Annotated in this window: 12 protein-coding genes; 8 read left to right on the top strand and 4 right to left on the bottom strand. The window is 57.5% G+C overall.

Going from position 1 to position 14,965, the window contains the following annotated elements; all coding sequences use genetic code 11:
• Positions 1-11 precede the first annotated feature (11 nt).
• The 3 genes from ftsA (at position 12) to lpxC (ending at position 3,550) form a co-directional block, all read left to right on the top strand.
• Positions 12-1,271: a cell division protein FtsA gene (gene ftsA / locus ABRP31_RS22660; RefSeq protein WP_087264843.1), complete on the top strand. Its 1,260-nt coding sequence runs from the start codon at positions 12-14 to the stop codon at positions 1,269-1,271.
• Positions 1,272-1,338: 67 nt separating this feature from the next.
• Positions 1,339-2,526: a cell division protein FtsZ gene (ftsZ, locus tag ABRP31_RS22655; protein ID WP_027900248.1), complete on the top strand. Its 1,188-nt coding sequence runs from the start codon at positions 1,339-1,341 to the stop codon at positions 2,524-2,526.
• 112 nt (positions 2,527-2,638) lie between these two features.
• On the top strand, positions 2,639-3,550 hold the full coding sequence (lpxC, locus tag ABRP31_RS22650) for a UDP-3-O-acyl-N-acetylglucosamine deacetylase (RefSeq protein WP_027900249.1): 912 nt from the start codon (positions 2,639-2,641) through the stop codon (positions 3,548-3,550).
• 207 nt (positions 3,551-3,757) lie between these two features.
• Here lpxC and ABRP31_RS22645 read toward each other — a convergent pair whose 3' ends face one another.
• A complete protein-coding gene (locus ABRP31_RS22645; RefSeq protein WP_087264842.1) occupies positions 3,758-4,213 on the bottom strand; it encodes a DUF721 domain-containing protein in 456 nt (151 codons plus the stop codon).
• Between the two features lie 307 nt (positions 4,214-4,520).
• Between ABRP31_RS22645 and secA the strand changes: the two genes are divergently transcribed.
• The 4 genes from secA to ABRP31_RS22625 all read left to right on the top strand — a co-directional run bounded on the left by secA (position 4,521) and on the right by ABRP31_RS22625 (position 10,344).
• On the top strand, positions 4,521-7,253 hold the full coding sequence (secA, locus tag ABRP31_RS22640) for a preprotein translocase subunit SecA (protein ID WP_087264841.1): 2,733 nt from the start codon (positions 4,521-4,523) through the stop codon (positions 7,251-7,253).
• Between the two features lie 132 nt (positions 7,254-7,385).
• On the top strand, positions 7,386-8,603 hold the full coding sequence (argJ, locus tag ABRP31_RS22635; protein ID WP_087264840.1) for a bifunctional glutamate N-acetyltransferase/amino-acid acetyltransferase ArgJ: 1,218 nt from the start codon (positions 7,386-7,388) through the stop codon (positions 8,601-8,603).
• 167 nt (positions 8,604-8,770) lie between these two features.
• Entirely contained in the window at positions 8,771-9,403 is a 633-nt protein-coding gene (locus ABRP31_RS22630; RefSeq protein ID WP_349969658.1) for a glutathione S-transferase family protein, read from the top strand.
• The gene (locus tag ABRP31_RS22625) at positions 9,400-10,344 is read left to right on the top strand and encodes a Nudix family hydrolase (RefSeq protein ID WP_349969659.1); all 945 of its coding nucleotides are present in this window, start codon (positions 9,400-9,402) and stop codon (positions 10,342-10,344) included. The genes ABRP31_RS22630 and ABRP31_RS22625 overlap by 4 nt, the downstream gene beginning before the upstream one ends.
• A gap of 230 nt (positions 10,345-10,574) precedes the next feature.
• On the opposite strand, the gene ABRP31_RS22620 is transcribed toward ABRP31_RS22625, so the two are convergent.
• The 3 genes from ABRP31_RS22620 to ABRP31_RS22610 form a co-directional block, all read right to left on the bottom strand.
• Complete coding sequence (locus tag ABRP31_RS22620) at positions 10,575-11,150, bottom strand: cob(I)yrinic acid a,c-diamide adenosyltransferase (RefSeq protein ID WP_349969661.1); 576 nt, start codon at positions 11,148-11,150, stop codon at positions 10,575-10,577.
• Between the two features lie 13 nt (positions 11,151-11,163).
• Positions 11,164-13,200, bottom strand: a complete 2,037-nt coding sequence (locus ABRP31_RS22615) for an ATP-binding protein (RefSeq protein ID WP_349969662.1) — start codon at positions 13,198-13,200, stop codon at positions 11,164-11,166.
• A gap of 84 nt (positions 13,201-13,284) precedes the next feature.
• Complete coding sequence (locus ABRP31_RS22610; protein WP_349969663.1) at positions 13,285-14,205, bottom strand: putative 2-dehydropantoate 2-reductase; 921 nt, start codon at positions 14,203-14,205, stop codon at positions 13,285-13,287.
• Positions 14,206-14,363: 158 nt separating this feature from the next.
• Between ABRP31_RS22610 and ABRP31_RS22605 the strand changes: the two genes are divergently transcribed.
• A complete protein-coding gene (locus ABRP31_RS22605; protein WP_087264834.1) occupies positions 14,364-14,849 on the top strand; it encodes a YajQ family cyclic di-GMP-binding protein in 486 nt (161 codons plus the stop codon).
• Positions 14,850-14,965 lie beyond the last annotated feature (116 nt).

Genomic DNA, 14,965 nt, shown 5'->3' with positions numbered 1-14,965 from the left:
GAGGCAGGACCATGGCAAACGTGCAAAGCGGCAAAATGATCGTTGGCTTGGATATCGGCACCTCCAAGGTGGTGGCGCTGGTAGGCGAAGTCGCGGCCGATGGCACGCTGGAAATCGTCGGTATCGGTACCCATCCATCCCGCGGCCTGAAGAAGGGCGTGGTGGTGAATATCGAGTCCACCGTTCAGTCGATCCAGCGCGCAGTGGAGGAAGCTCAGCTGATGGCGGGTTGCCGTATTCACTCGGCGTTCGTCGGCGTGGCGGGCAACCATATTCGCAGCCTGAATTCCCATGGCATCGTCGCGATCCGTGATCGTGAAGTCAGCTCGGCGGACCTGGAGCGCGTACTTGACGCTGCTCAGGCGGTTGCGATTCCGGCTGATCAGCGCGTGCTGCACACCCTGCCGCAGGATTACGTGATCGATAACCAGGAAGGCGTTCGTGAGCCGCTGGGGATGTCGGGCGTACGACTGGAAGCCAAGGTCCACGTAGTGACTTGCGCGGTGAACGCTGCACAGAACATCGAGAAGTGCGTGCGTCGCTGTGGTCTGGAAATCGACGACATCATCCTTGAGCAACTGGCTTCGGCTTACTCGGTCCTGACCGACGATGAAAAAGAGCTGGGCGTGTGCCTGGTAGACATCGGCGGCGGTACCACCGACATCGCGATCTTCACCGAAGGCGCGATTCGCCACACGGCGGTGATCCCGATTGCCGGTGATCAAGTCACCAACGACATCGCCATGGCCTTGCGTACACCGACGCAATACGCCGAAGAAATCAAGATCCGTTACGCCTGCGCCCTGGCCAAGCTGGCCGGTGCCGGTGAAACCATCAAAGTGCCAAGCGTTGGCGACCGTCCACCACGCGAGCTGTCGCGTCAGGCCCTGGCCGAAGTGGTCGAGCCGCGCTACGACGAGCTGTTCACCCTGATCCAGGCGGAACTGCGTCGCAGTGGCTACGAAGATCTTATCCCGGCCGGCATCGTGCTGACCGGTGGTACCTCGAAAATGGAAGGCGCGGTCGAGCTGGCCGAGGAAATCTTCCATATGCCGGTGCGCCTGGGCGTGCCGCATAGCGTCAAAGGGCTCGCAGATGTCGTGCGTAACCCGATTTATTCGACCGGTGTCGGCTTGTTGCTGTACGGCCTGCAAAAGCAGTCTGACGGTTTCTCTTTGTCCGGGATCAGTAGTAGCAATAGCGGCTATGGAGATGAGCCTAAAGCTCCAGTGCTTGAACGCTTCAAGCGCTGGGTGCAAGGCAACTTCTAAGCCTCAAAGCAGTAATGGCAGCAGTGGGCACCAGGCAAAAAAACTAGAGAATGAAAGGAGAGGGAAAATGTTCGAACTCGTAGACAACGTCCCGCAAAGCCCGGTAATCAAAGTTATCGGTGTGGGTGGTGGTGGCGGCAACGCCGTTAATCACATGGTCAAGAGCAACATCGAAGGCGTGGAATTCATCTGCGCCAACACCGATGCTCAGGCGCTGAAAAACATCGGCGCGCGGACCATCCTGCAACTGGGTACTGGCGTTACCAAAGGTCTTGGCGCTGGCGCCAACCCTGAAGTAGGCCGTCAGGCTGCTCTGGAAGATCGTGAGCGCATTGCAGAAGTTCTGCAGGGCACCAACATGGTCTTCATCACCACAGGCATGGGCGGCGGTACCGGTACCGGTGCAGCTCCGATCATTGCTGAAGTGGCCAAGGAAATGGGCATCCTCACCGTCGCGGTGGTGACTCGTCCGTTCCCGTTCGAAGGTCGCAAGCGTATGCAGATCGCCGACGAAGGCATCCGCATGCTGTCCGAAAGCGTCGACTCGTTGATCACCATTCCTAACGAGAAGCTGCTGACCATCCTCGGTAAAGACGCCAGCCTGCTGTCGGCTTTCGCCAAGGCTGACGATGTTCTGGCCGGTGCCGTTCGCGGTATCTCCGACATCATCAAACGTCCGGGCATGATCAACGTCGACTTCGCCGACGTACGTACCGTGATGAGCGAAATGGGTATGGCGATGATGGGCACTGGCTGCGCCAGCGGTCCGAACCGTGCACGTGAAGCGACTGAGGCAGCCATTCGTAACCCGCTGCTCGAAGACGTTAACCTGCAGGGCGCTCGCGGCATCCTGGTCAACATCACTGCCGGTCCTGACCTGTCTCTGGGTGAGTACTCGGACGTGGGTAGCATCATTGAAGCGTTCGCCTCCGAGCACGCAATGGTCAAGGTCGGTACTGTTATCGATCCGGACATGCGCGACGAGTTGCACGTGACTGTGGTTGCCACAGGCCTGGGCGCGAAAATCGAGAAGCCGGTCAAGGTTATCGACAACACTCTGCAAACTGCCCAGCCGTCTCAGGCTCAGCCTGCTGCAGCCCGTCAGGAAGCCCCGTCGGTGAACTACCGCGATCTGGATCGTCCTACCGTGATGCGCAATCAGGCACACGCAGGCGCTACAGCCGCAAAAATGAGCCCGAATGACGATCTGGATTACCTGGACATCCCGGCTTTCCTGCGTCGTCAGGCTGATTGATGAAATGTATCAGGGGTATTAGGGTGATTGGTGTTCAGCAAAGGCCGGGTCTGCTATTATCGCCAGCCTTTGTTGATACCAGTTCGCAACTTGCGCTGAAGCGGCCAATGCCATGATTAAACAACGCACCCTGAAAAATATTATCCGTGCCACAGGTGTCGGTCTGCACTCCGGGGAGAAGGTTTACCTGACCCTCAAGCCTGCACCTGTGGATACCGGTATCGTGTTCGTACGTGCTGACCTCGACCCCGTCGTGCATATTGCTGCCCGCGCGGAAAATGTCGGTGACACCACTCTGTCGACCACGCTGGTCAGCGGTGATGTCAAAGTCGACACCGTAGAACATTTGCTCTCGGCCATGGCTGGTCTGGGCATCGATAACGCTTACGTTGAACTCTCTGCCTCCGAAGTTCCGATCATGGATGGCAGCGCGGGTCCCTTCGTATTCCTGATTCAATCGGCTGGCCTGGAAGAACAGGACGCGCCGAAGAAATTCATCCGGATCCTGCGGGAAGTTACGTTGGAAGAGGGCGGTAAACGCGCTACTTTCGTGCCTTTCGAAGGATTCAAAGTCAGTTTCGAGATCGATTTCGATCACCCGGTCTTCCGCGATCGCACCCAAAGTGCAAGCGTGGACTTTTCCAGCACTTCCTTCGTGAAGGAAGTCAGCCGTGCCCGGACCTTCGGGTTCATGAGTGACATCGAGTACCTGCGCAAGCACAACCTCGCACTCGGCGGCAGCGTGGAAAATGCCATCGTGGTTGATAAGGATGGCGTACTGAACGAAGACGGCCTGCGTTACGAGGACGAATTCGTTAAACACAAGATTCTTGATGCAATTGGTGACCTCTACCTGCTGGGCAACAGCCTGATAGGTGAGTTCATTGGCTTCAAGTCGGGGCATGCACTGAACAATCGTCTTCTGCGTAAATTGATCGCAGAGACAGACGCTTGGGAAGTCGTGACCTTCGAAGATGCCAGTACTGCACCGATTTCTTACATGCGCCCTGTAGCGGCCGTGTAAGGTCAGCTTTACTCTCCTTCCTTTTTTGCTGTTTTTAAAGGCTGCCTTCGGGCGGCCTTTTTTTATGGGGGAATTTCTACACTGCTTGGACCTTTAGGAGCTCACCGAGGTTACGAGGCCAGCGATGACGGCGTGTCAGACAAACCGCCATCGCTGGCCTCGTAACCTCGGTGAGCTCCTACAGGCAGAGGAATAAGCGATTCGTAATCAAGCCTTCGGCTTCGCATGCGCCGCCAGTCGCTCCAGCGCTGCTCGCAGTTTCGGATCAGTGATCCCGTCAGCCGTTGCCTGAATGCTTTCGGCGGCGACGGTCGACAAGTCCATTGTGTGGCCTGTCGCGCCTTGAGGGGTTGTGGGTGGCTGAACCTTGAAAACGATGCGGGTTAGGTTGGCGAATTCGTCAAACGCCGTGAGTTGTCGCTGCAGGCGTTTCTGTTGATAGCGCAATCGCGTTGCCCAATGACCGTCGGTCACAATCAGCAGCAAGCTGCCTTCGCGCCATGAAGCAACATGACAATGTTCGCGCGCAGCAGGCTGCAACTGGCTTTCAAGCAGTCGTTGCAAGTGCCCCAAACGCTGAGCATGGTGAAAAATACCTTTAAGCGGCTTCGCTTCACGCAGCAATACTGCGGGTGCCCGAGCGGGGAGTGGACGAAACGCCATGTGCGAGAACCCTGAATGACAAGTTTGTCATGTTATCAGAAAGCGCCCGCAAGCCCTTGTCCCACGCGGTTTTGCCAGTTTTACCCGCAAAATCAATGGTTAACTTATGTGCTGAATGGGTTGAACTCTCAAGAAATGCCCCTATCTACAAACAGCCCCGTCACAGCGCTGTGCCAGCATCGTGGAATAACGCCACTTTCCTCACCATCGTTTCCGGGTAGAATACTCGTTCGCATGCGGCCATGAGGGCTGCACGGGCGACTCACGGGGCCGCCCTCCATTCCTATGTCTGGAAGATCCTGTCGATATGTTTGCGCCTTTGTTAAAAAAACTTTTTGGAAGCAAGAACGAGCGTGAAGTGAAGCGCATGCTCAAGACGGTACAGATCGTCAATGCCTTCGAAGAGCAAATGGTGGCCCTTTCGGACGAGCAACTACGTGCCAAGACCGAAGAGTTCAAGGCCCGCTTAGCCAAAGGTGAGACCCTCGATAAGCTGCTTCCTGAAGCTTTCGCGGTAGCGCGTGAAGCAGGCAAGCGCGTCATGGGTATGCGCCACTTCGACGTTCAGTTGATTGGCGGCATGACTTTGCACGAAGGCATGATTGCCGAAATGCGCACCGGTGAAGGTAAAACCCTGGTGGGTACACTGGCGGTTTACCTCAACGCGCTGTCCGGTAAGGGCGTGCACGTGGTAACGGTCAACGACTACCTTGCTCGTCGTGATGCCAACTGGATGCGTCCGCTGTACGAATTCCTCGGTTTGAGCGTGGGTATCGTCACGCCATTCCAGCCGCCTGAAGAAAAGCGTGCAGCCTACGCGGCGGACATCACCTACGGCACCAACAACGAGTTCGGTTTCGACTACCTGCGCGACAACATGGCGTTCAGCATGGACGACAAGTTCCAGCGCGAACTCAATTTTGCCGTGATCGACGAAGTGGACTCGATCCTCATCGACGAAGCGCGTACGCCGCTGATCATCTCCGGTCAGGCTGAAGACAGCTCCAAGCTGTACACCGAAATCAACCGCCTGATTCCACGTCTCGTGCAACACATCGAGGAAGTGGAAGGCGAGGTCACCAAAGCCGGTCACTACACCGTTGACGAGAAGACCCGTCAGGTTGAGCTGAACGAAGCCGGTCACCAGTTCATTGAAGAGATGCTCACCGAAGTCGGCATGCTGGCCGAAGGCGAGAGCCTCTATTCGGCCCACAACCTGGGTCTGCTGACTCACGTTTACGCCGGTCTTCGTGCGCACACCCTGTTCCATCGCAACGTCGAGTACATCGTTCAGGACGGCCAGATTCTGTTGGTCGACGAGCACACCGGTCGTACCATGCCGGGTCGTCGTCTGTCCGAGGGCCTGCACCAGGCGATCGAAGCGAAGGAAAACCTGAATATTCAGGCCGAGAGCCAGACCCTGGCATCGACCACTTTCCAGAACTACTTCCGTCTGTACAACAAACTGTCCGGCATGACCGGTACGGCCGACACCGAAGCGTTCGAATTCCACCAGATCTACACCTTGTCGGTCATGGTCATTCCGCCTAACAAACCGCTGGCGCGTAAAGACTTCAACGACCTCGTGTACCTGACGGCGGAAGAGAAGTACGCCGCCATCGTCACCGACATCAAAGCCTGCCTGGCCGAGAATCGTCCGGTGCTGGTGGGTACAGCAACCATCGAAACTTCCGAGCACATGTCCAAGCTGCTCAATCAGGAAGGCATCGAACACAAGGTTCTGAACGCCAAGTTCCACGAAAAAGAAGCCGAGATTATTGCTCAGGCGGGTCGTCCGGGTGCGCTGACCATTGCCACCAACATGGCCGGTCGTGGTACCGACATCCTGTTGGGCGGTAACTGGGAAGTTGAAGTTGCTGCGCTGGAAAACCCAAGCCCGGAGCAAATCGCACAGATCAAAGCCGATTGGCAGAAGCGCCATCAGCAAGTGATCGAAGCGGGTGGCTTGCACGTTATTGCTTCCGAGCGTCACGAGTCGCGTCGTATCGATAACCAGCTGCGTGGTCGTGCCGGCCGTCAGGGTGATACCGGCTCAAGCCGTTTCTATCTGTCGCTGGAAGACAGCCTGATGCGCATCTTCGCCTCTGATCGGGTGAAGAACTTCATGAAAGCACTGGGCATGCAGTCCGGTGAAGCGATTGAACACCGGATGGTGACCAACGCGATCGAGAAGGCGCAGCGCAAGGTTGAAGGCCGTAACTTCGATATTCGTAAGCAATTGCTCGAGTTCGACGACGTGTCCAACGAGCAGCGTAAAGTGATTTACCACATGCGTAACAGCCTGCTGGCCGCTACCAACATTGGTGACACTATCGCCGAGTTCCGTGAAGACGTGCTCAACAGCCTGATCAGCCAACACATTCCGCCGCAGTCGATGCCGGAACAGTGGGACGTTCCTGGCCTGGAAGCGGCGCTCGAGAGCGACTTCGGCGTCAAGCTGCCGATTCAGCAGTGGCTCGATGAAGACGATCACCTGCACGAAGACACACTGCGCGTGAAGCTGCTCGAAGAGTTGCTGGCTGCGTACAACGAGAAAGAAGAGCAAGCCAGCGCCGACGCGCTGCGTACTTTCGAGAAGCAGATTCTGCTTCGCGTTCTGGACGACCTGTGGAAAGACCATCTGTCGACCATGGATCACCTGCGTCACGGTATCCATCTGCGCGGCTACGCTCAGAAGAACCCGAAGCAGGAATACAAGCGCGAGTCGTTCACGCTGTTCCAGGAACTCCTGGATTCGATCAAGCGCGACACCATTCGTGTGCTGTCACACGTTCAGGTTCGCCGCGAAGATCCGGAAGAGGAAGAAGCTCGCCTGCGTCGCGACGCCGAAGAGCTGGCGCAACGCATGCAGTTCGAACATGCCGAAGCGCCTGGCCTTGAGCAGCCGGAAGTTCTGGCCGAAGAGGGTGTTGATATCGCCACTCTTCCGGTCCGTAACGACCAGAAGCAAGGCCGTAACGAGTTGTGCTGGTGTGGTTCGGGCAAGAAGTACAAACACTGCCACGGTCAAATCAGCTGATCCTGATTTGAACCCGTAGCGGGTTTTGCACAAAAAGTACTAACGCCGCGACCGGCTTACCCGTCGCGGCGTTTTTCAATCGATTGCCGTACCGACGCGGACGGCGCAGATATTTTTCAAGGAGCGCACCTCATGGCTGTTGGTCTTGGTCCTTTGCCGACATTGCACCCGGTTCCCGGTTTTGAACTGGGCATTTCCTCTGCTGGCATCAAACGCCCGGGTCGCAAGGACGTAGTGGTCATGCGCTGTGCCGAAGGCTCCAGTGTCGCCGGTGTTTTCACCCTGAATGCGTTTTGTGCGGCGCCAGTGATACTGGCAAAGCAACGTGTGAACGGCCCGGTCCGTTACCTGCTGACCAACACCGGTAACGCCAACGCCGGTACCGGCGAGCCGGGTCTGGCCAACGCTGCGCGTACATGCGCCAAACTTGCCGAGCTGACCGGCGTCGATGCCAATGCCGTGCTTCCGTACTCCACTGGGGTTATCGGCGAGCCGCTGCCTGTGGAAAAAATCGAAGGCGCGTTGCAAGCTGCCCTTGATGACCTGTCTGTGGATAACTGGGCTGCCGCGGCGACCGGCATCATGACCACTGACACCCTGCCTAAAGGTGCGAGCCGTCAGTTCCAGATCGACGGCGTGACCGTGACTGTGACAGGAATCAGCAAAGGCGCGGGCATGATTCGTCCGAACATGGCGACCATGCTGGGTTACATCGCCACGGACGCCAAGGTTTCGCAGAGCGTGCTGCAGGACCTGATCCGCGATGGCGCCAACAAGTCGTTCAACCGCATCACCATTGATGGCGACACGTCGACCAATGACTGCTGCATGTTGATCGCGACAGGGCAGGCCAATCTGCCAGAAGTGACCGAGGCCAAAGGCCCACTGTTCGAAGCGCTGAAAACAGCGGTATTCGAGGTGTGCATGGAAGTGGCCCAGGCTATCGTCCGTGACGGCGAAGGTGCCACCAAGTTCGTGACGGTCGAAGTCAACGGCGGTGGCAATCATCAGGAGTGCCTGGACGTGGGTTATGCTGTGGCTCACTCGCCCCTGATCAAGACTGCACTGTTTGCGTCCGATCCTAACTGGGGCCGAATTCTGGCTGCCGTAGGTCGTGCCGGTGTGCCTGATCTTGATGTGAGCAAGATTGACGTGTTCCTGGGCACCGTCTGCATCGCCAGCAAAGGTTGCCGCGCGACCACCTACACTGAAGAGCAAGGCTCGGCAGTGATGGCCGAAGCCGAAATCACCATCCGTATCGAGCTGGGCCGTGGTGATTGCAGCGAGACCATCTGGACCACTGACCTGTCCCATGAGTACGTGAAGATCAACGCGGAATACCGTACGTAAGTTGCTTCCCGATGATGGTGCAGTGTCTCTGATGCTGCGCTGTCACTTCTGTAGGAGCGCGCGTGACCGCGATTTGATTTCCGGCTCAGCATCATGTTTTTGCCTGTGCTGACGTCATCGCGGGCAAGCGCGCTCCTACAGTCTTTCATTTGAGCAAGGACACTGAAATGACCCTGCACCTGATCATCGGCGACAAACGCTACTCCTCCTGGTCCCTGCGCCCGGCACTGGCGCTGTACATGACCGGTGCTCCGTATACCGAACAACTGATTCGCCTGAATCAGAGCAACACCCGCCAGTTGATTCTCGAGCACTCGCCGTCCGGCAAAGTGCCTCTGTTGAAGACACCGCATGGTGCGATTGCCGATTCGCTGGCAATCATTGAATACCTCGCCGAACAATTCCCCGAAGCTGGCTTGTGGCCAAGCGACACCGCTGCTCGTGCTCAGGCGCGCTCAGCCTGTGCACAAATGCACAGCGGGTTTACGGGCCTGCGCTCCAACATGCCGATGGACTTGCACCGCGATGCGGCGCTGGAAGTCATCTCCGTGGAAGCCCAGGGCGATATCGAACGTATCGTCAAACTGTGGGCTGAATGCCGAGCAGTTGCCGCTGAAAGCGGTCCGTTTTTGTTCGGCAAGCCCAGTGCTGCCGACGCATTCTTCGCCCCCGTGGTGATCCGCTTGCGCACTTATCGGGTCGAACTGCCAGCCGAAGCGTTGGCGTACATCGAAACCATCTACCAATGGCCGCTTTTCCAGCGTTGGCAGAAGGCTGCTTTAGAGGAAGTCGAAGGGTGAAACGTATTCATGTAGCAGCAGCGGTCATTCGCGGTATTGACGGCAGAATCCTTATCGCACGGCGTGCCGATACTCAGCACCAAGGCGGTTTGTGGGAGTTTCCCGGTGGCAAGGTCGAGCCGGGAGAGGCCGTCGAAGCTGCGCTGGTCCGTGAGCTACAAGAAGAGTTGAATATCGTCGTGACCCAGGCCCGGCCTCTGATCAAGATTCAGCATGACTATCCGGACAAGCAGGTTTTGCTGGACGTGTGGGAAGTGTCGGCGTTCACCGGAGAACCTCATGGCGTCGAAGGGCAGCCTTTGGCCTGGGTATCCAATCGCGAATTGGCAGACTATGAGTTCCCGGCGGCGAATCAGCCTATCGTCGCAGCAGCGCGTCTGCCCGGCGAATATCTGATTACTCCCGGTGAGCTGGAAACCCCGCAGCTGCTGCGTGGTATGCAGAAGGCCATTGCCGGTGGCATCAAACTGATCCAGTTGCGCGCACCAAATGGCTATGACCCGCAATACCGCGATCTGGCGGTGGATGCGGTGGGTTTGTGTGCCGGTAAGGCGCAATTGATGCTCAAGGGGCCGCTGGAGTGGCTGGGCGACTTTCCCGCTGCGGGTTGGCACCTGACGTCGGCACAGCTACGCAAACTGGCACCGAACGGGCGTCCGTTTCCGAAGGATCGCTGGCTGGCCGCTTCCTGCCATAACTCCGAGGAGTTGGCTCTGGCTGAACTGATGGACGTCGACTTCGTGACCTTGTCGCCGGTGCAGCCAACCCAGACTCACCCTGACGCTCAGCCGTTGGGCTGGGAGCATGCTCGCGAGTTGATTGCCGGATTCAGCAAACCGGTTTATCTGCTCGGTGGTGTTGGTCCTGCTGAACAGCAGCAAGCGTGGGAAAGTGGCGCGCAAGGCGTGGCGGGGATCAGAGCGTTCTGGCCGGGGGAATAATTGGAATATGTCCAATCCCTGTGGGAGATTCTATGTTCGCCTACAAGCTTGCTCGTGCGCCATTGACCTTGTAGGACCGGCTAAAACCGGTCCTGCGGGATTGCGTAGAACTTGTGGGAGCGAGGCTTGCCCGCGATAAGGCTGACGCGATCTAAAGTAAACCGCGTCCAGCTTTATTGCGGGCAAGCCACGCTCCCACAGGTTTTTCGTTCATCCAGCGGGGGTGGCGATTACGGTTTCTTCGCCGCTTCCCACAATATCTCCGCAATACCCTGCCGCTTGGCAATCAATCGCGCGGCTACGAACAACAAGTCCGACAACCTGTTGATATACGCCAGCCCAACCCCGGCCAAAGGTTCTACAGCGTTCAGATGCTGACAGCGCCGCTCTGCGCTACGGGCCAGGCTGCGGCAGACGTGAGCCTGGGCGATCAGCGCCGAACCGCCGGGCAGAATGAAGTTCTCTAGCGGCCCCAGCTCTTCATTCCACAGGTCGATGGCCGCTTCCAGTCGATCAATTTCAGCCTGATCAAGCGCCTGATAAACCGGCATCGCCAATTCGCCACCCAAGTCGAATAATCGGTGCTGACACGGCGCGAGTACGTCGATCACCTCAGCGAGGGCAGGCTTTGCCGACAGTTGCTCGGCCAACCCGGCAAGGAGTAATCCCAACTGGCTGTTCAGCGTGTCAACTTCGCCGATCGCCTCGACCCGGGGATGATCTTTCGGTACGCGTCGGCCGTCACCCAGGCCGGTTTCACCGGTGTCGCCAGTGCGTGTGTAAATCTTCGACAAGCGAAAGCCCATTCTCAATGCTCCGTTATAGCGGCGAAATAACCGCTTCAGGCACGTTCACTTGATTACCCGCCAAGGGCAGGCGCAAGGTGAAGCAGGTGCCTTGGCCGACGGAGGAGTGCACCTCCATCTGGCCTTTGTGATTGTTGGTAATGATGAAGTACGACACCGACAGCCCAAGCCCGGTGCCCTGACCAATCTCCTTGGTGGTGAAGAACGGTTCGAACGTGCGCTTACGCACTTGCTCGGTCATGCCAATGCCGTTGTCTTCAACCTGAATCTCGGCCCAGGGCGGATTCAATTTTGTGCGCAAAATGATACGTCCCGGTTCGGCATCATCCGGGCGCTGATGAATAGCCTGTGCAGCGTTCTTCAGCAGATTCAACAAAACCTGCTCCAGTTCGTTGGCTGTACCGGGCACCGGGCCCAGCTCCGGGTCGAACTGGCGAATGATCGCCTGGCCCTTGAAGTCGAAACCGATGGTCAGGTCAAAGTCATTACTGGCGATCTCTACCGCCTGATCAATCAGTGCCGGCAAGTCGCACGGGGCCATTTGCCGGGTGCTGAGGCGACTGAAGCTAAGCATGTGGCTGACGATCTTCGCGGCCCTCGCACCGGCTTGCTGAATGCCATCGAGCAGTTTTGGCACTTCGCGGCTGACCAGATAGCGATTGACCGTTTCCAGCTCGATGCCCTCGGCTTCGGCCTGCTCAATGTTTTTCTGCAGGTCGGTCGATAGTCGTCGCCGAATGTTTTGCACGTTATGCAGGATTGCACCCAGCGGATTGTTGATCTCGTGGGCCATGCCTGCCGCCAGTCCGCCGACAGAAAGCATCTTCTCGGACTGCACCATCATCTCTTCCAGCGATAATCGCTGGGTGATGTCATCGACACGAATCACTACGCCCTGGCCTGCACCGCCGGTCAGGGGGTAGAAGGTGAGGGCGTAGTGGCGGCGCTCTTCATCTTTGATCCAGGTGACCCGCTCGATCTTCGTGACACTGTGCTTCTCGACCGTTTGCTTGAGCTGCGGCAGGAAGGTTTTCATCGGCGGGAAGGCCAGAAAGATCGGCTGGTTTAGCGCTTCATCCAGCGGTGTACCCGACAGTGCGCTGGCCTCCTGATTCCACTGGGTGACATACAGCTGCTCATCCAGCGCGATCAGCGCCGAAGGCATCGAGTCGATGATGCTGTTCAGATAGTTCTGGAAACCGGTGAGTTTTTTCTCGATCTTGCTGCGCACCTTCACCTCAAGCTCCAGCTTGCGGTTGGTATTACGAGTCTCTTCGGCCAGACCTTGCGCTTGATCGTAAGCTTCCTGGGAATCGTCCCGGGCGCGCTTGAGTTGCTGCTCCCGGGCCTCGATGCGCGACAGCATGGTGTTGAAGGCTTCCGCCAGACTGCCGATCTCATCTTTGTTGCCCGGCGCAGCGCGCAACGCATAGCTCTCTTCGTGAGTGACCTGGCGTGAGAGCTCTTCAAGCTGATAGATGGGCTCGGTGATCAGGCGACGTATCTGCCGGGCAATGACCAGCCAAAGCAGTACGCTGAAAACCAGAATGCCGAGGCTGGCCGTCAGGGTGCCGGTGTAGAACGCCGTGGGTAATTCGCTGCTGGCCACCAATAACAAGTGGCCTGGCGCCTGGCCTGCTTTGGGTACCGGGATTAACTGAGTGTTACGAAACTCGGTGATGCGCCAGCCTTCGATGTCTCTGAAGCGCGTAGGCAGCTTGAGCTTATCGCCTTGCTGCACTTGGCCAATCCGCTCGCCGTTGGTGTCGTAGAGGGCTGCTGCGCGTAGCGGACCGTAGTTTTTCAACTCTTTGAGCAACGACTCGGCGTCCTCACGTGAGCTGAGTGCCTGTTCGGCGAGGTTCGGGTTGCTGATCAAGCGGCCGATGGTCTGCAGCGCTTGAGGAGCCATGGCTTCTTGAGAGATGTAATAGGCGGCACTGATGAACGTCAGATTAGCGACGAGCAAGACGGTCGTCAGCAAGACCAGCAAGGCCGCCAGCAGCTTCTGGCCGACCGGCAGGTTTTCCAGGCGTTGGCGCAATGGCATGGGGCGAATCACACACGGATGAGGAATGTTCAGGGTAGCGCGCCCTCCGGCCATTGAGCAAACGGGGTGGCGCGTTGAACTGGCCTAGTTGGTGGGCAGTCCTTTATCGGTCAGGTGCTGTACAAGTCTGACCTTGAGCTGCTGCAAGTGTGGAACCACGCAGTGATGGCGCTCGGCCGTTGCGCAGGCATACTCCAACAAATAGCTGATCTCTGTACGGCGTCCTTGCGCGACATCCTGATACATCGACGAGTAATTGGCCGCTGTTGCCTGAATGACTCGTTGCACATCGCTGTGCAGATCCTCGGCCGCTGCTGGTTGTCCGCACTGTTGGAGCAGTTCGGTCAGTTCGGCACACAGGGTGGCCACTTCGCAGTGGTGCTGCATCAGGCCGCCATTGCGGCAATCGTGAAGTACGGTCAGCGGGTTGATCGCACAATTAAGTGCAAGCTTGCGCCAAAGTCGGGTAAGGATGTCCGGCGTCCATTCATGGGGAATGCCTGCCAGCTGCAGGTCGCTCAGCCAGTCAGGCGGGGAGGGATCAGCAGGGTCGCCCAGCCAGTTGTAGCCATGCCCGGCAAACACCACAGACCAATCGCGTTGGCGAAACGCTCCTTCGGTGCTGGAGGCGCAGATACAACGAGCGTTCGGTACTTTCGCGGCCACCGCGTCCTGACTGCCCAAACCGTTTTGCAGCAGGATAATCTGCGCGTCAGTTGTCAGCCGCTGCGCCAAGGCAGCCACGGCTTGCTCGGCATCGTAAGCCTTGCAAGCCAGTAACAGCCGTTCGATCGGCTCTGCACTGTCAGCGGTCTGGGCGCTTATCGCCAGTCGACTTTCAACGCCATTCTCAACCAGTGTCAGGGCCGCGCCATTGGACTCGTAGGCTGCCAGCCGCTTGGCATCACGCAGTACCAACTTTACCGGCACGCCAGCCCGTGCCAGTCGCGTCGCCCAGAGGCTGCCGAGGCTCCCGGCACCTACTACATGCCAGACGACCGCCATCAGCGGGCCACTGCAAGGCGAAGAAAATTGTGCACTAGCGAGAAATTGACGGTCGACATGGATGGCTCGCAGTGAACGCGGAAAAGTCTCGTTATAATAACCGGGTTTTATTCACATCAAAGACAGGCGTTTGATGCGCCATCCATTGGAGAAATGACATGCCCTCGTTCGACGTAGTGTCCGAACTGGATAAACACGAAGTCACTAATGCCGTCGACAACGCTATCAAAGAGCTGGACCGTCGCTACGACTTGAAAGGCAAAGGCGAGTTCGAATTCAAGGAAAAAGACCTGACTGTCAATCTGACTGCCGAGGCGGAGTTTCAGCTTGAAGCGATGATCGAAATCCTCAAACTGTGCCTGGTCAAACGCAAGATCGACGTCAAATGCCTTGAAGTCAAAGATGCTTTTGCTTCCGGTAAATTGATGAAGCAGGACGCCGTTCTCAAAGAAGGCATCGACAAGGAGCTGGCGAAGAAAATCGTCGCTCACATCAAGGAAGCCAAGCTCAAGGTCCAGGCCGCCATCCAGGGCGAGCAAGTGCGTGTGACTGGCAAGAAACGCGATGACCTGCAAGAAGCAATGGCGGTATTGCGTGGTCACGAATTCGGCATGCCGCTGCAATTCAATAACTTCCGCGACTGATTGGCTGGCCTGACCGCAGGGAATCTTCACTCCCCTCGCGCGTCCGAGGCCAGTGCAAGCGACTGAAACCATCAGGCTCGACCAGGTGGTTTCAATCGCCAGTTTCGCGAAATGTA

The sequence above is a fragment of the Pseudomonas caspiana genome (assembly GCF_040224095.2).
GTDB lineage: Bacteria > Pseudomonadota > Gammaproteobacteria > Pseudomonadales > Pseudomonadaceae > Aquipseudomonas > Aquipseudomonas caspiana.
The sequence above is the reverse complement of the archived record's forward strand: the minus strand, read 5'-3'. Positions and strand labels throughout refer to the sequence as shown.